The sequence below is a fragment of the Providencia sp. PROV269 genome (assembly GCF_028477785.1).
Classification (GTDB): domain Bacteria; phylum Pseudomonadota; class Gammaproteobacteria; order Enterobacterales; family Enterobacteriaceae; genus Providencia; species Providencia rettgeri.
Genome location: NZ_JAMPLV010000002.1, coordinates 270271 through 294652 on the forward strand (window position 1 = coordinate 270271; position 24382 = coordinate 294652).

18 protein-coding genes are annotated in these 24382 nt (G+C 40.3%); 12 read left to right on the forward strand and 6 right to left on the reverse strand.

Annotation, left to right across the window (positions count from 1 at the left end; translation table 11 throughout):
• Positions 1–10 precede the first annotated feature (10 nt).
• The 9 genes from arnB to PR683_RS02675 all read left to right on the forward strand — a co-directional run bounded on the left by arnB (position 11) and on the right by PR683_RS02675 (position 9090).
• Entirely contained in the window at positions 11–1156 is a 1146-nt protein-coding gene (gene arnB / locus PR683_RS02635; protein ID WP_272571260.1) for a UDP-4-amino-4-deoxy-L-arabinose aminotransferase, read from the forward strand.
• Entirely contained in the window at positions 1156–2148 is a 993-nt protein-coding gene (gene arnC, locus PR683_RS02640) for an undecaprenyl-phosphate 4-deoxy-4-formamido-L-arabinose transferase (protein ID WP_004910377.1), read from the forward strand. The genes arnB and arnC overlap by 1 nt, the downstream gene beginning before the upstream one ends.
• On the forward strand, positions 2148–4133 hold the full coding sequence (arnA, locus tag PR683_RS02645; RefSeq protein WP_115167381.1) for a bifunctional UDP-4-amino-4-deoxy-L-arabinose formyltransferase/UDP-glucuronic acid oxidase ArnA: 1986 nt from the start codon (positions 2148–2150) through the stop codon (positions 4131–4133). Before arnC ends, arnA begins: the two co-directional genes overlap by 1 nt.
• Entirely contained in the window at positions 4133–5026 is an 894-nt protein-coding gene (gene arnD, locus PR683_RS02650; RefSeq protein WP_115167380.1) for a 4-deoxy-4-formamido-L-arabinose-phosphoundecaprenol deformylase, read from the forward strand. The genes arnA and arnD overlap by 1 nt, the downstream gene beginning before the upstream one ends.
• 7 nt (positions 5027–5033) lie before the next feature.
• Positions 5034–6692 carry a lipid IV(A) 4-amino-4-deoxy-L-arabinosyltransferase gene (arnT, locus tag PR683_RS02655; protein ID WP_109911254.1) on the forward strand — a complete coding sequence of 553 codons (1659 nt, stop codon included), beginning with the start codon at positions 5034–5036 and terminating at the stop codon, positions 6690–6692.
• Positions 6689–7036 carry a 4-amino-4-deoxy-L-arabinose-phosphoundecaprenol flippase subunit ArnE gene (gene arnE / locus PR683_RS02660; RefSeq protein WP_209101390.1) on the forward strand — a complete coding sequence of 116 codons (348 nt, stop codon included), beginning with the start codon at positions 6689–6691 and terminating at the stop codon, positions 7034–7036. The genes arnT and arnE overlap by 4 nt, the downstream gene beginning before the upstream one ends.
• The gene (gene arnF, locus PR683_RS02665; protein ID WP_004910382.1) at positions 7033–7440 is read left to right on the forward strand and encodes a 4-amino-4-deoxy-L-arabinose-phosphoundecaprenol flippase subunit ArnF; all 408 of its coding nucleotides are present in this window, start codon (positions 7033–7035) and stop codon (positions 7438–7440) included. The genes arnE and arnF overlap by 4 nt, the downstream gene beginning before the upstream one ends.
• Positions 7441–7521: 81 nt before the next feature.
• Positions 7522–8010, forward strand: coding sequence for a C40 family peptidase (locus PR683_RS02670; protein ID WP_004910384.1), 489 nt, complete (start codon positions 7522–7524; stop codon positions 8008–8010).
• A gap of 63 nt (positions 8011–8073) precedes the next feature.
• Positions 8074–9090: a lipoate--protein ligase gene (locus tag PR683_RS02675; RefSeq protein ID WP_272571259.1), complete on the forward strand. Its 1017-nt coding sequence runs from the start codon at positions 8074–8076 to the stop codon at positions 9088–9090.
• A gap of 78 nt (positions 9091–9168) precedes the next feature.
• Here the strand turns inward: PR683_RS02675 and PR683_RS02680 are convergent, their stop codons facing one another.
• From PR683_RS02680 to ppsR, 5 genes are all read right to left on the reverse strand, one after another.
• Positions 9169–9540, reverse strand: coding sequence for a helix-turn-helix domain-containing protein (locus PR683_RS02680; protein ID WP_004910390.1), 372 nt, complete (start codon positions 9538–9540; stop codon positions 9169–9171).
• Between the two features lie 630 nt (positions 9541–10170).
• The gene (locus tag PR683_RS02685; RefSeq protein WP_123382030.1) at positions 10171–11199 is read right to left on the reverse strand and encodes a hemin-degrading factor; all 1029 of its coding nucleotides are present in this window, start codon (positions 11197–11199) and stop codon (positions 10171–10173) included.
• Between the two features lie 105 nt (positions 11200–11304).
• Positions 11305–13479 carry a TonB-dependent receptor domain-containing protein gene (locus tag PR683_RS02690; RefSeq protein WP_272581664.1) on the reverse strand — a complete coding sequence of 725 codons (2175 nt, stop codon included), beginning with the start codon at positions 13477–13479 and terminating at the stop codon, positions 11305–11307.
• Positions 13480–13847: 368 nt separating this feature from the next.
• A complete protein-coding gene (locus PR683_RS02695; protein ID WP_110731879.1) occupies positions 13848–14897 on the reverse strand; it encodes a 3-deoxy-7-phosphoheptulonate synthase in 1050 nt (349 codons plus the stop codon).
• Positions 14898–15020: 123 nt separating this feature from the next.
• Entirely contained in the window at positions 15021–15884 is an 864-nt protein-coding gene (ppsR, locus tag PR683_RS02700; RefSeq protein WP_110731880.1) for a posphoenolpyruvate synthetase regulatory kinase/phosphorylase PpsR, read from the reverse strand.
• A 262-nt stretch (positions 15885–16146) separates the two neighbouring features.
• Here ppsR and ppsA point away from each other — a divergent pair, with 262 nt between their 5' ends.
• On the forward strand, positions 16147–18525 hold the full coding sequence (gene ppsA, locus PR683_RS02705) for a phosphoenolpyruvate synthase (protein ID WP_109911260.1): 2379 nt from the start codon (positions 16147–16149) through the stop codon (positions 18523–18525).
• Positions 18526–19236: 711 nt separating this feature from the next.
• Here ppsA and ydiK read toward each other — a convergent pair.
• Complete coding sequence (gene ydiK / locus PR683_RS02710) at positions 19237–20352, reverse strand: AI-2E family transporter YdiK (RefSeq protein ID WP_109911261.1); 1116 nt, start codon at positions 20350–20352, stop codon at positions 19237–19239.
• Positions 20353–20608: 256 nt separating this feature from the next.
• Between ydiK and ydiJ the strand changes: the two genes are divergently transcribed.
• Both ydiJ and PR683_RS02720 read left to right on the forward strand, forming a co-directional pair.
• On the forward strand, positions 20609–23662 hold the full coding sequence (gene ydiJ / locus PR683_RS02715) for a D-2-hydroxyglutarate dehydrogenase YdiJ (RefSeq protein ID WP_109911262.1): 3054 nt from the start codon (positions 20609–20611) through the stop codon (positions 23660–23662).
• The gene (locus tag PR683_RS02720) at positions 23662–24078 is read left to right on the forward strand and encodes a hotdog fold thioesterase (RefSeq protein WP_109911263.1); all 417 of its coding nucleotides are present in this window, start codon (positions 23662–23664) and stop codon (positions 24076–24078) included. The genes ydiJ and PR683_RS02720 overlap by 1 nt, the downstream gene beginning before the upstream one ends.
• The last annotated feature ends 304 nt before the right edge of the window (positions 24079–24382 follow it).

Consider the following 24382-nt stretch of genomic DNA (forward strand, 5'->3'; position numbering starts at 1 on the left):
TATTAACAATATGAGCAATTTCTTACCATTTTCAAAACCAGCAATTGGTGATGAAGAGGTCAAGGCAGTAGAAAACGTTCTGCGTTCAGGCTGGATAACAACAGGCCCACAGAATCATCAGCTAGAAGACGATTTTTGTAAGCGTTATGGCTGTAAACATGCAATTGCATTGTCATCAGCTACTGCAGGCATGCATGTTGTATTAATGGCATTGGGTATTGGTCCTGGTGATGAAGTCATCACGCCTTCTCAAACATGGGTATCTACAATCAATATGATTGAGTTGCTTGGGGCAACACCGGTCATGATTGATGTTGATCGTGATACATTAATGATCCAACCTGATGCCGTAGAAAAAGCGTTAACAGAAAAAACAAAGGCTATTATCCCAGTACACTATGCGGGAGCTCCTTGTGATCTTGACGCATTGCGTTTGATTGCTCAAAAAGCCGGTGTAGCATTAATCGAAGATGCGGCACATGCCGTGGGTACTCGTTATAAAGATGAGTGGATTGGCGAAAAGGGAACGTCTATTTTTTCTTTTCATGCCATCAAAAATGTCACCTGTGCGGAAGGGGGATTAGTCGCAACAGATGACGATGAACTTGCTCAGCGTGTACGTACACTCAAGTTTCACGGTCTAGGGGGTGATGCGTTTGATAGACAAATGCAAGGCCGTAAGCCGCAAGCCGAGGTTGTTGAGCCCGGTTTTAAATATAATTTATCGGACATTCACGCCGCGATTGCAGTGGTGCAGTTATCACGAGTTGAGCAATTAAATCAGCGTCGTGCGGAACTTACAGCTCGTTATCGTGAGTTGCTGAAAAATTCTCCTTTACAAATGTTGAGTGTCCCTAGTTACTCACATTTACATGCAAATCATTTATTTATGGTACGTGTCGATAAAGCAGCATGCGGTATTGATCGCGATACATTCATGGAAAAATTGAAAGAGCATGATATTGGAACAGGGTTGCACTTTCGTGCCGCGCATACACAAAAATATTATCGCGAAAAATACCCTAAGTTAGTTTTACCTGAATCAACATGGAATAGCGCCACATTGTGTTCGTTACCTTTATTTCCCGATATGACTGATGCAGATGTTGAACGGGTCGTTAAAGCTGTAGAAGCAGTTCTTTTGGAGTCAAAATAGTGTCACACGCAGATGAATTTGATGAGATTAAAAAAGTCTCAGTGGTTATCCCTGTCTATAATGAAGAGCAGAGTTTACCGCAATTGTTAGAACGTACTATCAAGTCATGTAAACAATTAACTCAATCCTATGAATTAATTCTAGTTGATGATGGTAGTAGCGATCGTTCAGCACAAATGCTTACAGAAGCCGCAGAAAATCCAGATAACCACGTTATTGCAATTATTTTAAACCGTAACTATGGGCAGCATTCTGCTATTATGGCGGGTTTTAACCAAGCTGATGGCGACTTAGTGATTACTTTGGATGCGGATTTACAAAATCCACCAGAGGAAATCCCACGTTTAGTGCAAACAGCTATGCAAGGTTATGATGTAGTTGGTACGCGCCGTGCGAATCGCCAAGACTCTTGGTTTCGCAAAACAGCCTCTAAAATGATCAATGCGATGATCACCAAAGCGACAGGGCGTTCAATGGGAGATTACGGCTGTATGTTACGTGCATACCGCCGTCATATCATTCAAGCTATGTTGCAATGTCATGAAAGAAGTACATTTATTCCTATTTTGGCAAATACATTTGCACGTAGAACCATTGAAATTGATGTAGCGCATGCAGAACGCGAGTTTGGTGATTCTAAATACAGCTTTATGAAGCTGATTAATTTAATGTATGACTTATTAACATGCCTGACTACAGCGCCACTACGTTTATTGAGTGTTGTAGGAAGTATTATCGCTGCTGGCGGTTTTTTATTAGCGGTATTGTTAATTGCATTGCGTTTAATTTTTGGCGCAGAGTGGGCAGCAGATGGCGTATTTACTCTGTTTGCAGTACTCTTTATGTTTATTGGTGCACAATTTGTTGCCATGGGGCTACTGGGCGAATACATCGGTAGGATCTACAATGATGTGCGCGCAAGACCTCGTTATTTTATTCAAAAAGTCGTTGGAGCAGATGCGAAATCCGACAAAAATCAGGAAGAAGACTAATGAAAGCTATTGTTTTTGCCTATCATGATATTGGCTGCGTAGGGCTAAAAGCGCTTGAAAAAGCAGGTTTTGATATCCAAGCAGTGTTTACACACACTGATGACCCAAATGAAAACCACTTTTACTCCTCAGTTGCGCGTTTAAGTGCTGACATGGAGCTTCCTGTTTTTGCGCCTGAAAACGTTAATCATCCATTATGGATTGAACGTATTCGTGAAATGAAACCTGATGTGATTTTCTCTTTCTACTATCGTGATATGTTAAGTGAAGAGCTGTTAGCTATCGCGCCTAAAGGTGCGTTTAATTTACACGGCTCATTGCTACCTAAATACCGCGGTCGTGCACCTATTAATTGGGCATTATTAAAAGGTGAAAGCGAAACTGGTGTGACCTTACATAAAATGGTAGCTAAAGCTGACGCTGGCGATATTATTGCTCAAGAAAAAGTGGCGATTACCGATACAGACACTAGCCTGACTTTACATGCGAAAGTACGTGAAGCGGCGGAAGTTTTATTGAATAAAACACTGCCATTAATTGAAGCTGGTAGCTACAAATCAGTTGCACAAGATGAAAGTCAAGCAACATATTTTGGTCGTCGTACCGCTGAAGATGGTTTGATTAATTGGAATAATAGCGCAAAAGAAGTTAACTGCTTAATTCGTGCAGTAACTGAACCTTACCCAGGTGCGTTCACTTATTTAGGCGCACGTAAAATGGTTATCTGGCGCGCACGCGTTTTAGATGATAATCAAGGTAAAGCAGCTGGTACGGTACTTTCGAGTGACCCACTGCGTATTGCTTGCGGGCAAGGCGCTATCGAAGTGATTAGCGGCCAAAGCGAGACTGGTTTATATATGCAAGGTAGCCGCCTTGCTAACGAAATGGGTATCGTAACTGATGTCCGTGTTGGAGCAAAACCAACAGCACAAGTTAAACGCCGCACACGTGTTCTTATTTTAGGTGTGAATGGGTTTATTGGTAACCATTTAACGGAGCGCCTATTAAAAGACGGTAACTACGATATTTATGGTATGGATATCGGTTCTTCTGCGATTGAGCGTTTTATTGGTAACCCACGCTTCCACTTCATTGAAGGTGACGTTAGCATCCATACAGAATGGATTGAATACCACATCAAAAAATGTGACGTTATTCTGCCTCTGGTTGCGATTGCAACGCCAATCGAATATACCCGTAATCCATTACGCGTTTTCGAATTAGACTTTGAAGAAAACTTGAAAGTTGTACGTTACTGCGTGAAATATAACAAACGTATTATCTTCCCATCGACGTCTGAAGTTTATGGTATGTGTGATGATAAAGAGTTTGATGAAGACGAGTCACGCTTAATCGTCGGCCCAATCAATAAACAACGTTGGATTTACTCAGTTTCTAAACAATTACTTGACCGAGTGATTTGGGCATACGGTGCGAAAGAAGGTTTAAAATTCACCTTATTCCGTCCATTCAACTGGATGGGGCCTCGCTTAGATAGCTTGAATTCTGCACGTATTGGTAGTTCGCGTGCGATTACTCAGTTAATTCTAAACTTAGTTGAAGGTTCGCCAATTAAACTGGTTGACGGTGGTGCACAAAAACGTTGCTTTACAGACATTAAAGACGGTATCGAAGCGTTATTCCGTATTATCGAAAACAAAGATGGCAAATGTGATGGTCAGATCATCAATATCGGTAACCCAACTAACGAAGCGAGTATTCGTGAATTAGCAGAAATGTTGTTGGAAAGCTTCGAAAAACACCCTCAACGTGGGAAATTTCCTCCATTTGCAGGCTTCCGTGAAATCGAAAGCAGCAGCTATTATGGCCAAGGGTATCAAGATGTTGAACACCGTAAACCAAGTGTTGAAAATGCACGTCGTTTACTGGATTGGGTCCCAACTATCGATATGAAAGATACCATCGAAGAAACATTAGATTTCTTCTTACAAGGTGCAGTTGAAGAGTTAGGTAATAAAGACTAATGAAAAAAGTTGGCTTGAGAATTGATGTGGATACCTACCAAGGTACCTTGAAAGGGGTTCCACAGCTACTCAAAGTGCTCAAAGAGCATAATATCCAGGCCAGCTTTTTCTTCAGTGTAGGACCCGATAACATGGGGCGCCATTTATGGCGCCTTTTGCGTCCTAAATTTCTGTGGAAAATGCTTAGGTCGAACGCTGCATCCCTTTATGGGTTAGATATCTTATTAGCGGGCACAGCATGGCCGGGTAAAAAAATTGCTAAAGATTTAGGTTATTTGATGAAACAAACTTTGGATGCTGGTCATGAAGTTGGCTTACATGCATGGGACCATCAAGGTTGGCAGGCTAAAGTTGCCAAATGGAGCAAACCGCAACTAACTGAGCAAGTTAAGTTAGGGGTGGATGCGCTGGAGCAAGCCATTGGACACCGAGTGACTTGTTCTGCCGTTGCTGGTTGGCGAGGTGATGAGCGTGTGTTGGAAGTTAAACAAGCGTTTAACTTTGACTACAACAGTGATTGTCGTGGTAAATACCCATTTAGGCCAATTTTAGCCGATGGCTCACTCGGGACGGTTCAAATCCCTGTCACACTGCCGACTTACGATGAAGTCGTAGGGACAGTCGTGAGTGATGATGCATTTAATGATTTTATTCTTCAAGCAATTAAAGAAGATCAAGGCGTTCCAGTTTATACTATCCATACAGAAGTGGAAGGAATGTCCAAATCGGAACAATTTTCACAATTATTGGAACGAATTACACAAGAAGAAATCCAATTCTGTACATTGAGTGAATTACTGCCAGACAATTTGAATTCATTGCCCAAAGGGCGTGTGGTGAGGGCACCATTCCCCGGACGTGAAGGCTGGCTAGGCTGCCAAGAAGAGGAATAAGCAACCTATGTTGAATAACCGAGCGAGCAAAGTAGGAGCCTCTCTGCTGGCTCTTTTTTTTATCCTAACCTATTTGTTGCCGTTGAATAGTCGTTTACTTTGGCAACCAGATGAAACGCGATACGCAGAAATTAGCCGTGAAATGTTACAGCGTGGCGATTGGATTGTTCCTTACATGCTGGATGTACGCTATTTTGAAAAACCAGTGGCAGGTTACTGGATAAACAATATTAGCCAAATGATCTTTGGTGAAACTAATTTTGCTGTTCGCTTTGGTTCGGTTTTTTGTATTCTTCTCAGTGCATTACTTGTCTATCGTATGGCAAAGATGATGTGGCGTAATAACCACGTTGCCTATGTTGCAAGCCTCATTTATATCTCGATGTTCTTAGTGTTTTCCATCGGGACCTACAGTGTACTCGACCCAATGTTGTCTTTATGGATAGCGGCAAGTATGTTTTGTTGCTTGTGGGCAATGAAATCGAGGGAAGTAAAGTCCAAATTAGCGGCGTGGCTTTGTCTTGGGCTAGCTTGTGGCATGGCATTTATGACCAAAGGCTTTTTAGCCCTTGCTATTCCAGTGATTGTCATGCTGCCTGTCACAATCTATCAAAAGCGGTTTCTTGAGCTACTCAAATATGGGCCGCTTGCAATAATTTCTGCGGTTATTATCAGCTTGCCATGGGCTTTGGCGGTTGCAAAACAAGAGCCTGATTATTGGCATTATTTCTTTTGGATTGAGCACATTAAGCGGTTCACGGCAGATGATGCTCAGCATATCGCACCGTTTTGGTATTATATTCCGATTATTATTCTTGGCGCTATTCCATGGGCAGGGCTGTTACCCGGTGCTATCATGAAAGGTTGGAAAGAACGTAAATCTAGCCCCGATATGTTTTTCTTACTGTGCTGGTTTGTTGTTCCCGTCATCTTTTTCAGTATTTCCCGCGGTAAGTTACCAACGTATATGTTGCCGTTTATGGCGCCATTGGCATTGCTTATGGCAAAGTATGGGGTTGACTGCGTTCGTAGTGGTAAAATGAAAGCATTGAAAGCCAATGGGATTATTAATGTTGTATTAGGGATCGCTGCGGTTATAGCGGTAATTGTCGTGAGCACAGTGATCAAAAAGCCGTTATACGAACCTGATGAATGGTCAAAAATGGTGTTAGGTGTCGTTGCCTTTTCTATTTGGGCGATTATCGGTTACCTATGTACGGTATTAAATGCGAAATATTGGTTATGGGCCGCATCGTGCTCTTTGGCCGTGAGTTTGTGTATTGGCAGTGCTTTGCCGAACAACACCATCGATTCTAAATTGCCTCAAAACTTTATTCATCAAAATCATGATTTACTGATGAATAGCAAATATCTGATGGCAAGTAATGTTGGGGTCGCAGCCGGTCTTGCTTGGGAAACTCAAAATTCCAATATCTATTTATACAATAGTAGTGGAGAGTTAAGTTATGGGTTGGAATATCCAGATAGCCAACATCGCTTAATAAAACCGGACCAGTTTGCACAATGGCTGACAAAAGCACGTAAAGAAGGGCAGGTAACTGTTGTCTTTTTATTAGGCCGTAAAGAAGGTCTGCCAGATATTCCTAAGCCAGATGAAGTTATTAAAAATTCTCGTATGGCGATTGTGGTTTATCATCAACAATGATTGCACAACTATTACTGTTATTGCTGGTTAGCGTTTTGACCTGTATTGGACAAGTGGCTCAAAAGCAAGCCGTCGTCAATTGGCAGAGTAATAAAACCAATAAAACAGCATCAGCCCTTCGGTGGTTGGTGCTGGCGGTTTTCATGCTAGGGCTTGGCATGTTGTTTTGGTTGAAATTATTGGAAACCATGCCGCTAAGTATCGCGTATCCAATGCTAAGTATTAATTTTGTGTTAATTACGCTAATTGGCCAGTTTGTTTATAAAGAACAAACTGGGCTCAACCACTGGTTAGGGGTTGCTGCCATTATGTTTGGTATTTTGCTAATGAGTATCAGCGCATGAACAAGGGTTATTTATGGGTGATTGGCAGTGCGTTATTAGTTACAGTCGCTCAACTGAGCTTAAAAGCAGGGGTAGTTGAATTACCCTCATTCGCACTTGGCTGGCATTGGCTGCAATTGGATTGGTTACTCGCTAATATTACTAGTTTAGGAATTATTTTTTTAGGGTTAGTTTGTTATGCGTTATCGATGTTATGTTGGCTATTAGCATTAAAATACATAGCATTGAATAAAGCTTATCCGCTTATTAGCTTAAGCTATGTTTTCGTTTATTTATTAGCAGTTTTCTTACCTTGGTTTAATGAACCTGCTACAGGGTTAAAGGCCATTGGTATCTGTTTTATTTTATTAGGGGTATGGCTAATTAGCCGACCTAATAAATCATCAAGTGATAGAATAGAATAATTCTTAGTTGCTTATATTATAGTCTTCACGCACTATAATATAAGCAAGTTATCGTAATCAGATAGATAAATAAGGTGCTTTATGGTTATTAAAATACAACACCTGCCACTATTATTGTGTTTAGTTTTAATTGGTTGTTCATCGACATCCGTTAAAAGAACGCCACCACCGCCGCTAAAAACACAGTTATCTGATCCAATTATGACGATAGCGCAATTAAAAGACCAACTCGAGCAGTGGTATGGTACGCCTTATCATTATGGCGGCATGAATCAAAATGGTGTTGATTGTTCCGGTTTTGTCTATCGCACATTTAATGATCGCTTTGCCATTCAATTACCTCGTACAACGGTAGATCAAACTCAATTAGGCACACGGATTGATAAATCAGATTTGATGCCAGGGGATTTGGTGTTCTTTAAAACAGGTTCAGGAGAGAATGGATTGCATGTGGGTATTTACGATACCGATAATACATTCATTCATGCATCAACGAGTAAAGGGGTGATCCGTTCATCAATGGACAACGTTTATTGGCGAAAAGTGTTTTGGCAGGCAAGGCGTATCTAAATTCGCTATTTTCTTTAGTGATTATGCTATCTTAAGGGCAAGTTTTGTTTTAAGGATAGCCTAATGTCAACAGTACGTTTACTCATCTCTGAATCCTACGATCCTTGGTTTAACCTTGCGGTTGAAGAAACCATTTTCCGACAAATGCCAACCGACCAACGTGTTATGTTTCTTTGGCGAAATGCTGATACGGTGGTTATAGGGCGTGCACAAAACCCGTGGAAAGAATGTAACACTCGGAGGATGGAAGAAGATAATGTTCGTTTAGCACGGCGTAGTAGCGGTGGTGGGGCTGTTTTTCATGATTTAGGTAATACTTGTTTTACGTTTATGGCAGGAAAACCGGAATATGACAAAACAGTTTCTACACAAATTATTGTCGATGGATTGGCACTTGTCGGTATTAACGCACAAATCTCTGGCCGTAATGATTTAGTTTTAGAGACTGAAAGTGGTCCGCGAAAAATATCGGGTTCTGCATACCGAGAAACGAAGGATAGAGGTTTTCACCACGGAACCTTGCTGATTAATGCAGATTTAAGTCGCTTAGCAAACTATCTGAATCCAGATCCGAAAAAATTACAGGCAAAAGGAATTACGTCAGTGCGTTCTCGTGTGGCTAATTTATCTGAGCTTGTCCCCAATATTTCTCATGAAATTGTTTGCGAAGGAATAATTAAAAGCTTTTTTAATTACTTCGGTGAAACGGTCGCTGCTGAGTATATTTCCCCTGAAAAACTACCTGATTTGCCAAATTTCACAGACACCTTTGCAAAACAAAGTAGTTGGGAATGGAATTTTGGGCAAGCCCCGGCTTTCTCTCACTATTCAGATACCCGTTTTCCTTGGGGGGGAATTGAGTTTCATTTTGATATCGAAAAAGGTGTGATAAACCGCTGTCATTTTTTTACGGATAGTTTAGACCCATCCCCTTTAGAGTGGCTGAGTGAGCAATTGACAGGTAAAGCGTATCAGGCAGAAACAGTACGTGCATTGAGCAAAGAGATGGTTGTGAAATGGCCGCAATTGCAGGAACAGTTGGCTGATTTGGAAAACTGGTTAGCCCATGAATTAAGTTAAAAAAAGAGCCGACATAGTCGGCTCAGACATAGACTTCAAAATTACAAATAACTAATAGGAAGGGATGTTCTAAAATAATTAGTTATGACAACTACAGGTCATAAAATTTTTGCATTCAGGCAATTCACCTGATTGGCGAAATTTTGCAGGCGTTGTATCAAAGTGCTTTTTAAAGATACGGGTAAATGTCGCCTGTGAGCTAAAGCCATATTGCAATGCGATGTCAAGAATAGGTAAGTTACCTTCACGTAATGATTTAGCTGCTTCTAATAAACGACGTTTACGGACGTATTCGCCAAGCGTGCAACCTTTCATTTCTTTGAAAACACGCTGTAAATGCCATTTTGAATAACCGCTTTTATCGGCAATTGTGTCGATTTTGATGCCTTCATTGCGTTGCAACTGACTTTCAAGCCATTTAACAATATCGTTGACTACACTTTCTGACATATTTACCTCCTACTCAAGTAGGCTATTGTTCATTAATAACTAATAATAACTCACGAAATTAGGGTCTATTCTTCCTGTTTTTCCGATATATCGATAGGCCAAACGTGCGGTTTTTAAATGAGAATAGCTATTAGTACAATAGATGTTGATAAAATTAACATTTTAAACATTCATTATTGTATGTTTAAAATTGTTTTAATTCAAATGATTATGTTATTTTTGTTGTTTTACTAGGTGAGTTGAAGGCGTTTTTTTTGTTATATTCAAAAAAATTGTTCAATCCATTCGAAATTATTAACCAAGTAAATAATTGAAAAATTATTGTTCCATTTGTAATCGTTTTTATATAACAATAAACAGGAAATTCCGAGGTAATTGTCATGGTGGGAAATCTCTGTAATGACAATATTTGCAGGGTTAATAACTAATATAAACTACAAGTAAAACGCTTTATGCGGATAATGGAGGGTTATTCTCTTTCCATATCAAAAAGTGGCTTATGTCGCTGTCGTGAATTAATGAAGCAAAGGGTTCTATGGTAAATTTCATCTCTAACTTAATCACAATATTTGCTTAAAAAGTATTCGGAAATTTACCATTAGAAGCCCAACAATTTTTTAATACTTTTTATTATAAGCGAGATATAGAAAGAATTTGTTTACTCCATTCTATTTGTTCTGGCGTACCTTCTATACGTTGCCCATACATTTGAATAAGTTGATTACCTTGCTTATCAAAGACCTCTAAACTAGTTACAAACCCATCTTTAGTCGGTTTTCGAGTCACCCAGCATTCGGAGATACCATTTTCAATGAAATGCAATTGAAAGTTATGACCAGAAATATTGAGCGAATTATTTTTTGTTAACTCTTTTATTTTGCCAGTAAAAATCTGAACACAGCCACGATTTCCGACAAAAAGCATCACCTCATTTTGTGCTTGGTATGCAAGAGAAAGCAGATCAGATAAGGCGGTGGTAGGAACTTGCCATGCTAATTCTTGGCTAACCGCACGGAAAACTTGCTGACGACTTAAATTATGTTTTTGTAAAATTCCAAAAAACTGGTGCACATTAGTCATATCTCGCCATTGTTGTTCTAGCTCAGTGGCTAGTTCTTGACTAATTTCTTGTGTTGAAGGTGGGAGAATTTCTTTTGGTACAATAGGTAAGTTATCCAGCGAAGCATAGCGTTCAACAATAGCCTGCCACTCAGCCATATCCGTTTTATCTGTAGCATAAACCTGATGTAATGCGTCCCCATGCTTATCAAAAAATTGCATACTATGGCGTAGCCCTGTTGAGGTTTCTTCAACAAGAGCAAAAGTGGAATCCCATTGTGCAAAAAACATGCGTAAATCGAGTGCTTTAGGATTTAAAAATAGCCCGCCATGGTGACTAAACCGCGGGTTACTATACTCACCGGTTTGAATACTGATGGCATAGTTATTGCGTGTTATTCCCTTCGCTTGGCCGATAGAGACTAAATTTTGCAAGATATCTGCCGGTTTTCCTGATAATCGAAGAACTTTCTCATTTCCTACACGGCAATGAACTAGTTGTGCTTCTGAAACCTGAAGTAAGGCAGCGATTTTGTGAGGGCATAAGTTAGAATGTGATTTTTGAATTTGTTGGTAATCATTGTAGAGGTTTGAGTTCACAAATTTTTCCTTGAAAAATTAAGATTGCCGGGAGAAAGTCATCAACTGATTTGTTTTATTTTAAATACTAGCCAAACCAGTTGATAACATGCGATTTTTAATGCGTTACCATGAGTAATTTACGTTAATGTGGAAATTTCGACCTTCCTGAGGAACACCCATTGAAGAAACATATTGTTTATCGAATGCGTTCTTCATCGTTAGTGTTGAGCTGAGGCCTTTAATAAATTGGTCGGCTTGATAGTTGAGATAAAAATCATGCAGGCTATAACCTGCCTGTTGAATAACCTCTTTGTGGTAGCGGTCTAAGCCTTTATCCGATTTATGGTGTGATAACTGGTATTTTACATTACCTTCAAATGCAGTTTTTCCCGTAAATTCGCCGATCCAGCCGATATTGACTCCTGTCTCAAGTACGGGAGCATTGAAGCGAGCAACTAGGGTTTCAGGACGTATTGATGAAAGGGAATAATGTGAGCCATCTTCATTACCTTGGGTTAGGTTGTGACTGAGATTAAGCTCAAACCATTGTGTTTTGTAATGGATAAAACTATCAAATCCACGAATAGTGGCAGAAGGTATATTTACAAAATAAAGTTCTTTCGGAAAATGTTCGGTTCTAAACTTTCTTATGTTAAATATTTCTTCGTATTCTCCTTCAAGAGCAATGTGGTCTTTGGCTTTTGTATAGAAATAAGTTGAACCAAAATGTAGAGAGTCCCTCGCTATTAGCAGATCATCGAAACTGAGTTTTACCCCTGCTTCTATAGTTTTATTGACTTCCGGTAGTAATTCCGGGGAAGGGCGGAAGTCTGATTTCATTCCGATGAAAGGGATCGTGAAATGATTTGAATTGTTATACAGCTCGCTCATGCGTGGGGTGCGGTAACTTTCCGAATAAGAAGAAAAAATATTTACCCAGTGTTGTGGGGTGGCACTGACAGCAAAACGTGACGACCAATTAGTATGAGCATTTTTAGCTATGCGCGTGCTATCTGTTTGATATCGTGTAAAACGAGTGCCCGCAGAGAACGTGATAGGTAAGTGTTGTAATGTCATGTCATTGACTAGCCAACCTGAAGTATTAGTTAATGACGCTGTCGGGTAGCTAATCGCATATTGGTTTGATTTTTGTTGTTGTGCGTAATACTCAACTCCACTTTGGATATGATGATTTGCCCAGCGATACATTGGAATGGTGAAGCTATTGGCGAATTTAGTTCCATAGGTGTATTGATTTCGCCTTTCTGTAACGTACTCTTTGGGTTTTGTGGTGATCTTGACCGTGTCAGTTTGGTCTAGAGATAAATCACTATAGTAAATATCCCACTCAGCCTGCCAGTTAACGCTATTTTTAGGGGTAAAGTATTGGCTTATCGCGACATCAAATTGGCGACTGTTTCTTTCATGTGGTGTATTCGGATAACGCTCTTTGGTTGTTGGTTTACTGGGTTGTTTCACCCCTAAGCTTTCATTGCGATAATCTTTTAACTGAATTGCTAAAAGGTAAGAGGGAGTCGCTGCCCATGTGGTTTTTAGCATCCAATTATGAATATTTTCATGATTATCGATGTGTGCAAAATCAGGTGAGCCAATCAAATTTTTCTTGCGTTGACTGTAGCTGATTAATGTATCAAGAGTGTTGAGACGCCCGAATAGTGTTCCTCCTGCATAGTAACTATGTTCATTGTGATCTATACCGCTGAAAATACGGCCACCTAGATTTTGATTGGGTTTCAAAATATCAGTAGCATTTAATGTTTTGAAAGAGACTACCCCCGCCAAAGCGCCACCGCCATGGTGTATCGAAGAGGAACCTTTATGGATATACACCTTTTTTACTAAAGTTGGGTCAATAAATGTTGCATCATATAGGCCAGAATTAAAGTCCTGAGTGATATTATCAACGGTTACTTTTACGCCTCGGGGATCATAGCCCCGCATTTGAATACTTTGCCCATAAGTACTATTGGAACCAGAGACAAACACCCCAGGTTGGCCTTTTAATAAATCAAGGGCGGATGTGGCGGCTTGCTGTTCGGGGGCTTGGGCATCAATAACCTCAACATTCTCTGCAACAGCAATTTTTTCTAAGTCATAAGGTGAGGTAGAAACGTGAATAATGTCGCGGGTATCCGTTGTTGATACTGCTTTTGCGGGTAATAAATTTTCAGCTAAGGCTGTGTTGTTAAACCCTGTCATTATAATGGTAGCTGCAATAGCGGAGAGTGGTATTTTATGTTCTTGATGAGTTGATGTAGGCATCGATTTAAACAGCATAGGAAATCCTTTCCTTTGGTTTCAAAATTTGCTGGCTGCCTGGATAAAATCTCTGGGTGGCATGCAATAAGTGTTCGCGTAGCGTATTTATTTGTTAGAACTATTTAGCACTGTAATGTTGTAGCGGATAGTCGGGCTGGGCTACAGGAAACCGAACGCATAAATTAGTTCGTAGTGAGAATTATTATCGTTAGCGTGGGGTGGGTCAAGACTTTTTTGGATTAAAATTCTATTTTATTTGATTAATTGGAGTATTATATCGTTTTGGTTATATTTAAATAATAATTATTTCTGATTTAAATATAAAGAAGCCCTTTAGTGAACGAAACTAAAGGGCTTGTAATAGAAGAATTTTGGAATTATTGGGTTTATTTAAAGCGTGATTCAACAGCTTGAGCAAGAATTTCAATAAGTTGCTCGGTGTCTTCCCAGCCAAGGCATGGGTCGGTAATTGATTGACCATAAACCAAAGGTTGGTCAGAAACCACTTTTTGCGTGCCTTCAACCAAGAAGCTTTCTGCCATTACACCACTGATAGCGGTAGAACCATCTTTTATTTGTTCAGCGATATCCCGAGCAACTTCGAGTTGTCGACGGTGAATTTTTTGGCAATTACCATGGCTGAAATCGACCACTAAATGCTCTGGTAATTCAAATTTACGTAGTTTGTCACAAGCTGCGGCTAAGTCACCGGCAGTGTAATTAGGTTGTTTACCCCCACGCATAATGATATGACCATGTGGATTACCACTAGTTTGGTAAATGGTCATTTGCCCATTTTTATCTGGTGATAAAAACATATGCTGTGCCTTTGCAGCTCTTATTGCATCAATGGCAATATTAATATTACCGTCTGTGCCATTTTTGAAACCAACAGGACAAGATAATGCGGATGCCATTTCACGGTGAATTTGGCTTTCTGTTGTGCGAGCACCTATTGCTCCCCAACTAATCAGATCTGCAATATATTGCCCGGTGACCATATCAAGGAATTCGGTTGCCGTGGCTAACCCTAATTGGTTAACTTCAATTAATAATTTACGAGCTAACCGGATACCGGTATTAACTTGGCAAGAATTATCAAGGTTTGGGTCAGAAATTAACCCTTTCCAACCCACGACAGTACGTGGTTTCTCAAAGTAAGTTCGCATGACGATTTCTAAACGGTCTTGATGATGCTCTCTTAATGCGTTTAATTTTTTAGCGTATTCAATAGCCGCATCGATGTCATGAATCGAACAAGGGCCAACAATAACCAGTAAACGCGGGTCTTGACCGGATAATATTTGTTCTATGCGTTTGCGTGACGCTGTCACGTTTTCAGCGACTTTTTGGGAAATAGGAAACTCATCAGCGAGAGTTTGTGGGGTAATTAAGCTATCCACTCTCGCAGTACGTAATTCATCAGTTTTGTGCATTTTCTTTCTCAAAGAACTTTAATAGGCGTATGCCCTATAAGTGATTAAGATCACAATAAACGAATGTGGCGTAATTTCAACCTCCAACTTAGCTGGAATGAATATTTTTTTTATTTGTATTCATTAAAAGATTCGTCTTTGTAAGCCCATGGTATCAATCACTTTTGCGGAAATTTCTTCAACAGAGTAGTTAGTTGTATTTAAGTAATTGATTTTATTTTGTCTAAATAAAGCTTCAACTTCAGCTATCTCAATACGACATTGCCTTATGGAAGCATAGCGGCTATTTTCACGGCGCTCTTCACGGATGGCAGCTAACCGTTCAGGGCTAATAGTTAAACCGAACAATTTATGCGTATATGGGCGTAATGCGGCTGGTAACTGTAAGTTATCCATATCGTCAGCCGTAAATGGGTAGTTTGCAGCTTGGATACCAAATTGCATCGCTAAATAGAGACTTGTTGGTGTTTTGCCACAACGTGAAACCCCTATCAGTATCACTTGGGCTTGATCCAGGTTTCGTAACGAAATCCCATCGTCGTGAGCCAGTGTATATTCAATGGCAGCGATACGTGCATCATATTGATTCATATTCTGCATAGATAAACCATGGGTTCGGTTAAGTTTGGGTTCAGGTTCTAGGCCGACTTCTTTTTGAATCGGGGCGACTAAGCTCTGAACGATATCTTGGCAGAACCCGGCACTTTGAGTGATGATTTGCTTTACTTCGGGGGAGATAATCGAATAGAACACCAAAGGGCGCAATTGCGTTTCTTGGAAGATAATATCAATTTTTTGTTTAATTTCCTGCGCGCGAGCTTCGCTTGTGACAAACGGCAGAGTATAAGAAATAAATGACAGCGGAAATTGAGAAAGTACGGCATGCCCCAAAGTTTCAGCGGTGATCGCTGTTCCATCTGAAATAAAAAAAACAGTGCGTTGAACTTGGCTTGCCATATTATTCATTGCTCCTAATTCGGTCATCATTATTTGTCTCTTATTGTATTTATCACTGGATATTGGGAGATATTATCTTTGTTTAAAGTTTAAAAATTAGTTTATAGGGGGAACTATAGCCATTTTTTGAACGATTTTTAGAACAAAAAAGTTTTCTTCAGTGATGGAACGATTCACCAGTCCATCTTCTCTTAGCGTCTGTGCTAGTCTATTTCACGAGGCGAATTTTCGCCAACGAGATTTTTTACGATTTGTACTCTGTCACTAAATTGCTATAAAAGGATCGCTTTCAATGTCCACAAATGGCCTCACTCCGTGTAATGTACTTTGGTATAACCAATTAGGGATGAATGATGTTGACCGTGTTGGGGGCAAAAATGCTTCTCTCGGTGAAATGATCACTAACTTATCTGATCTGGGAGTATCCGTACCTAACGGTTTCGCGACAACCGCACAGGCGTTTAATGATTTTCTGGAGCAGAGCGGTGTAAATCAGCGCATTTATAACCTGCTAGATGAAACGGATATTGATGATGTGAACCAACTGGCTGTAGCAGGTGCTCAGATCCGTCAATGGGTGATTGATACACCGCTGACGAAGGAGTTGGAACAAGATATTCGTGATGCATTCGCGCAACTGTCAGAAGGTGAAGCGGAAGCCTCATTTGCTGTCCGTTCATCGGCAACGGCTGAGGATATGCCTGACGCTTCGTTTGCAGGGCAACAGGAAACATTCCTTAACGTTCAAGGGATAGACGCAGTCTTAGTTGCGATTAAACACGTTTTTGCTTCATTATTTAATGACCGTGCGATTTCATATCGCGTTCACCAAGGTTATGACCACCGCGGTGTAGCACTTTCTGCGGGTGTTCAACGCATGGTACGTTCAGATTTAGCCTCGTCGGGTGTCATGTTTACGATTGATACTGAATCAGGTTTCGACCAAGTTGTATTTATCACTTCTGCGTATGGTTTAGGTGAAATGGTGGTACAAGGCGCCGTGAACCCTGACGAGTATTATGTCCATAAACCAACGTTAACCAGCAACCGCCCTGCGATTGTACGTCGTACACTGGGCTCAAAAAAATTACAAATGGTGTATGCCAATAGTAAAGAGCACGGTAAACAAGTACAAATCGAAGATGTGCCAGAGGCTCTACGCAATCGTTTCTCTTTGGCTGATCACGAAGTTGAAGAACTTGCACGTCAAGCTTTACAGATTGAAAAACACTACGGTCGCCCAATGGATATCGAGTGGGCAAAAGATGGTCATAATGGGCGTTTGTATATTGTTCAAGCAAGGCCAGAAACCGTTCGTTCTAATCAACAAGTGATGGAGCGTTACCAATTAAAACAACAAGGACAAGTTTTAGTTGAAGGGCGTGCAATTGGTCATCGTATTGGCTCAGGGGCGGTTAAAGTTATTCATAACTTGAGTGAAATGGATAGAATTCAGGCGGGGGATGTACTCGTTACCGATATGACCGACCCTGATTGGGAGCCAATCATGAAAAAAGCGGCTGCGATTGTTACCAATCGTGGTGGACGCACCTGCCATGCTGCGATTATCGCTCGTGAGTTAGGTATTCCAGCCGTTGTCGGTTGCGGTGATGCGACTGACCGTTTGCAAGAAGGCCAAGAGGTGACTGTCTCTTGTTCTGAAGGCGATACAGGCTTTGTATATGAAGGTAAACTTGCATTTGAAATTCACAGCTCTGAAGTGAGTGATATGCCAAGTCTAGATGTCAAAATTATGATGAACGTCGGTAACCCTGACCGTGCATTTGATTTTGCTTGTTTACCTAATGAAGGCGTGGGCTTAGCTAGGCTTGAATTTATCATCAATCGTATGATTGGTGTTCACCCAAGAGCGTTGCTGGAATTTGATAAGCAATCTCCTGAGCTACAAGCAGAAATTCGCCAAATGATGGCAGGTTATGATGACCCGATTGAATTTTATGTCGGTAAATTAACCGAAGGAATTTCGACTTTAGCCGCAGCCTTCTGGCCAAAACGCGTTATTGTCCGTTTATCTGACTTCAAGTCAAACGAATATGCCAACTTAGTCGGTGGGGATATTTATGAACCTGAAGAAGAAAACCCAATGTTAGGTTTCCGTGGTGCAGGGCGCTATGTGTCTGATAGCTTCCGTGCCTGTTTTGCATTGGAATGTGAAGCGGTTAAACGTGTTCGTAATACCATGGGCCTAACAAATGTTGAAATCATGATCCCATTCGTTCGCACGGTTGCACAGGCGGAAGCCGTAGTTGCAGAATTGGCTAAACATGATTTGAAACGTGGTGAAAATGGCTTAAAAGTTATTATGATGTGCGAAATCCCATCAAATGCTTTACTGGCTGATCAATTCCTCGAACATTTTGACGGTTTCTCTATCGGTTCGAATGATATGACTCAGTTAACATTAGGTCTTGATAGGGACTCGGGTGTTGTTTCTGAATTATTCGATGAACGAAATGATGCCGTGAAAGCGATGTTATCCATGGCAATACAGGCTGCAAAACGCCAAAATAAATATGTAGGCATTTGTGGGCAAGGGCCATCCGACCATCAAGATTTCGCTCAATGGTTGGTTGATGAAGGTATTGATAGTTTATCTTTAAACCCTGACACCGTTGTGCAAACATGGCTAACGATAGCTGAAAATCAATAACTATTTAGTTTTTTAATTATCAAGGCTGAATGTGAATAGCATTCAGCCTTTGTGTTTACTTAATCAAAGCTACCTATTATAGAAATTGATAAATTCTATAATAGGTAGTTTGATATTAAATAGTTTTGAATAAGTGGTTGTGTAATGCTTTTTAGGCATAAACAAACAATAAGCTAAATATAATTACCCTTATTATGTGTATTAAATTTAACAGGCAAGTATATGCTAAATAAGAGTAACGTAAGTTAATAAATTATATAACGCCAAAGGAGTATTATAACGGATAATAATGACAAAAATTGATGTTAATCAATAATTATAAAGTGATGTTCTGATTATGACATGAATAGTATTCATATTAAATAAAGATAAAAAAAAAGCCTATCATGGGCTGACAGGCAAAGACTACACACAGCAATTCAGTTAATAAAGCAACGCCCAAAGGGGGAAGGGCGCGGCTTCTTAGATTCATATGATTCAATAATTGAATATTAAACTATTCATATTATACAATCATTAAGAACACTCTCAATATTAATATTACTCATTGTTACTTAAAGAGAATTAATTCAATAGATTTATGTTAACATAAATTAGACTAAATACTAACGTTAGAATGTTAAATATTGTTTCTAAATATTAATGGAACTAGATTTATTAAGTTCGCAAGCATGTATAGCTTAAACATACCTGCGACTAATTGGCGGTATACTACTTTTTAATCGAAAACTCTTCCTCTAGAAACTTTTCAGTTTCTGTTAAGTCTTCATTCGGAACAGCGACTTCGTTCATCCAAGCTTTTAATAAGCTGTAAGAAACTGCTAATACAACCGGGCCGATAAACAAACCAATCATACCAAATGATAAAATTCCCCCAATAACACCAACAAGGATTAGAACCATGGGTAAGTCTGCGCCCATTTTAATTAACCATGGGCGAAGAACGCCATCCATAGTAGCGACAACGGCAGCCCAAATAGCCAAGATGATCCCCCAGGTCGTATCACCTGTCCAAAATAGCCATAACACGGAGGGGATCATGATTAATAAAGGCCCTAATTGAGCCACACAGCAAATAAACAATAGAACAGTCAAGATTGCTGCGTAACCGATACCAGAAAGAGCGAGGCCAATGCCACCGACAATGGCTTGAATGAGTGCAGTCACAACAACACCTAACGCAACGGCTCGAATAGATTGTGCGGCTAATACGACAGCTGCATCTCCACGGATCCCTGCAAGACGCACAGCAAAGTGGCGGATACCAACCATGACTGATTCGCCTTTAAGATAGAGTAAACCACTAAACAGCAGCATTAACATCAAGTGAAAAACAAATCTTCCTGCACTAATAGCTTGTGTGGCAAACCAACCTGCGGCTTGGCCAAAGTAGGGTTGAATTTTGGCAAGTAAAGCATTACCCCCACTGGCAACTAAGCTATGCCATGCATAGTAAATTTTTTCACCTACCATCGGGATAGTATTTAGCCATTCTAAATCAGGCAGCGTTAGGCTTGATGGTGATTTAGCTAAATCAATAAGTGGAGTACTATTTTCAATAATACTGCCAATTAGGATACCTAATGGGATAACGAATAATAGTAATATAAGAAGAACCATCACTAATGCAGCTAACCAGCGCTTGCGCCATAAGCGAGCTTCGAGTCTTAATAATAGTGGCCAAGTTGCAATTACCATCATTCCCGCCCATACAAAGCCAAGAATAAATGGATTAAGTACCCAAAAACAGGCTGCTATCATTAAAACGATGGATAATAGGCCGAAAATAAGTTTGGGAAGATCCAAGCGTTTTTGAGATTTTTCCATTAATGATTGATCCTTTGCAAATGAAAATTCTGCGTGTCTAGCAAATTTTTAGGTGAAAATAACGTAATTATTTTTCACGGTTAAAAAAAACAATATTGTGATATGGTTCATGATGACAATGTCATCAGCGGCTGTGCTGTCTTTACAGGCTGTGAAGATAACTCATCATAGACCTCAGACACTATTGTGCAACTTAAAATAAAGATAGTACATAACGAGTAATGCGAACACTAAACAACAAGAGTCATCGTTAATAATGATCCCGCGTATATCAGAAGCTCCTCATCTTAGTCATTTAGTTATTGAGTTCTTGCATGAGCTACAAGAACACGGTTTTACTGGGGATAACGGCACCAGCTATGCTGAGCGTTTATCCATGGCGACAGATAATAGTATTTACCAACTATTACCCCAAGCGGTTGTGTTTCCGCGTTCGAGTGCAGATGTACAAATAATCACTCGGCTTGCGGGGCAAGCGAAATTTCGTGAGCTTAGCTTTACCCCTCGGGGAGGGGGAACGGGAACTAATGGGCAATCCTTAACCGAAGGGATTGTTGTGGATATGTCCCGTTATATGAATCGAATTTTAGAAATAAACCCAGAGCAAGGTTGGGTTAAGGTTGAAGCAGGGGTCATCAAGGACCAATTAAATCAATATCTCAAGCCTTATGGCTATTTCTTTTCACCGGAGCTATCTACCAGTAACCGAGCAACGCTAGGTGGAATGATCAACACTGACGCATCAGGCCAAGGTTCATTAGTCTATGGTAAAACCTCTGATCACGTGTTAGGCGTTAAAGCCATGGTTTTAGGGGGAGAATGCTTAGATACGCGCGCTATGCCTATCGAACTCGCCCAAACGATTGCGTCAGAAGATTCTACAGTGGGGCGTATTTATAAAACGGTGTTAGAGCGCTGTTTAGAGCAACGTTCTCTAATTGAAGAAAAATTTCCCAAATTAAATCGTTTCCTGACAGGGTATGATTTACGTCATGTGTTTAATGATGAGTTAACTGAATTTGACCTTACGCGCATTCTCACTGGCTCAGAAGGCTCTCTTGCTTTTATCACTGAAGCAACATTGGATATTACGCCACTTCCTAAAGTACGTCGTTTAGTGAATGTGAAATATGACTCATTTGAGTCTGCACTGCGTAATGCCCCCTTTATGGTGCAAGCCAAAGCGCTATCAGTTGAAACTGTGGATTCAAAAGTGCTTAACCTAGCGAAAGAAGACATCGTTTGGCATTCTGTTAAAGCCTTAATTACGGATGTGCCAAACAAAGAAATGTTAGGGTTAAACATCGTTGAATTTAGCGGCGATGATGAAGATGAAATCAATCAATTGACTGAAAGCTTGTGCCAACGCTTAGATGAATTAATGGCGAATAATCAAGCTGGGGTGATTGGCTATCAAACTTGCCATGATCTTGAAGATATTACGCGTATTTATAACATGCGTAAAAAAGCCGTGGGGCTGTTGGGTAACAGTAAAGGTGCGGCGAAGCCAATTCCATTTGTTGAAGATACCTGCGTTCCTCCTGAGCATCTTGCTGATTATATAGTGGAATTTCGTGCGTTATTAGACAGTCATAACTTAAATTATGGCATGTTTGGTCATGTGGATGCAGGAGTATTACATGTTCGTCCAGCGCTGGATATGTGCGATCCACAACAAGAAGTATTGATGAAACAAATTTCTGATGAAATTGTTGCATTAACTGCTAAATACGGTGGGTTGTTGTGGGGGGAACATGGGAAAGGTTTTCGTGCACAATATAGTCCTGAATTTTTTGGTGATGAGCTATACGGTGAGTTGCGCAATATCAAAGCGGCATTTGACCCCGATAACCGCTTAAATCCGGGTAAAATTTGCCCACCTGCAGGGTTGGATGCACCGATGAAGCAGGTTGATGGCATCAAACGAGGAACGTATGACCGACAGATACCAGTCCAAATGCGCCAAGAATTCCGTGGTGCAATGGAGTGTAATGGTAATGGGCTGTGTTTTAATTTTGATGTGAAGAGCCCGATGTGTCCATCCATGAAGGTGAGTGGTCAACGAATTCATTCTCCAAAAGGCCGTGCGACACTTGTTCGTGAGTGGCTAAGGCTATTAGCTGAACAAGGTGTTACACCAGAACACCTTGAAAAGGGCATTACACAAGACCAACCGTCATTGCGTGGGCTGATAGAAAAAACACGTAACACTTGGCGCGCTAAACAAGGTGACTATGACTTCTCTCATGAAGTGAAAGCCTCAATGGCAGGATGTCTTGCCTGTAAAGCCTGCTCAACGCAATGCCCAATTAAAATTGATGTCCCATCATTTAGAGCTAAGTTTTTAGCGTTGTATCATGGGCGTTATTTGCGTCCTATTCGCGATTATATTGTTGCAAATGTTGAAGCGAGTGCACCTTTATTTTCCAAAGTGCCCGGCGTATTTAATTTCTTTTTGCGTCAACCGGTGGTGCAAAAACTGAGTCAACATACTATCGGTATGGTGGATTTGCCGTTGTTCTCTCAACCAACATTAAAACAAGAACTTTCAGGTCATGCAGCGGTTTCTGTCACGCTTGAACAACTTGAAAGTATGACGGATTCACAACGTGAAAAACATGTGCTGGTGGTTCAAGACCCTTTCACTAGTTATTACGATGCCAAAGTGGTGGCAGATTTTGTCCATTTAATTGAGAAATTAGGTCTTAAGCCTGTGTTGCTACCGTTCTCGCCGAATGGAAAAGCACAACACATCAAAGGCTTTTTAGCGAAGTTTGCTAAAACGGCTCGTAAGACGGCAGATTTTTTAAATCGAGTGGCAAGATTGCAGTTGCCAATGGTCGGTGTTGACCCCGCACTAGTACTTTGTTATCGCGATGAATATCATGAAATTTTAGGCAAAGACCACTGCCAATTTACGGTGATGTTAGCGCATGAATGGTTAATGACATTGCCTGAACCACACAATGTGCAAACCACATCGACCCAGCCGTGGTATTTTTTCGGTCATTGTACTGAATCAACGGCTTTACCTAATAGTGCGAATCAATGGGCGGTGTTATTTGCACGCTTTGGGCAAACATTAAATAATGTTAGTGTTGGCTGTTGTGGCATGGCTGGGACTTATGGGCACGAAGTGGCCAATCTTGAAAATTCAAAAGGAATATATAACTTATCGTGGAAGGAGGCGATGTCTTCTTTGCCAAAAGAACGTTGTTTAAGTTCAGGTTATTCCTGTCGTAGCCAAGTTAAACGCATGGAAAATGTATCGATAAAACATCCGATTCAAGCGCTGCTGGAGATAGTTTAATGATTTGGAAACGTCAATTTAATTTGCAGCAACTCGCTGAAATGTCAAAAACCTGCATGTTAGGGCATCTCGGTATTGAAATCACGGCAATTGGCGATGATTATTTAGAGGGGATAATGCCTGTTGATCATCGCACCAAACAGCCTTTTGGGTTATTGCATGGCGGTGCTTCTGTTGTATTAGCTGAATCCTTAGGTTCAATTGCGGGTTATATGTGCTCGGAAGGAGAACAAAAGGTGGTCGGGTTGGAAATCAATGCCAATCATGTTCGTGCTGCTCGCTCAGGGGTTGTTAAGGGTATTTGTAAACCTATCTATTTAGGGCGCCGTCAGCAGGTATGGAATATTGAGGTTTTCAATGAGCAAGGCAAATTGTGTTGTACTTCTCGCCTGACAACCGCCGTATTATTTGAATAATAACCATTTTAATTGCAGGGTTTTTTGGCTAAGGAAAGGTCAGAAAACCCGATAAAACCCTTTATTTTGTATGGTTTTATGCCCATTCTTTCTATAAATTCATTTTTTATCAAGTTAATTAAGTTGTATAATAAATGCACCTTTATTAATTTGTGTCATTAAGTGTATTATTTAGTACAAATTTAAATAAAAAACACAACTCTACTTATTTATTGTTTATCAATGGGTTAAGCTTGTTTTTTTGTAATTTTGTTTGTTTTATAATCTGAAAATGAACAAAAAAAGAGCTATAATAGCTATAACC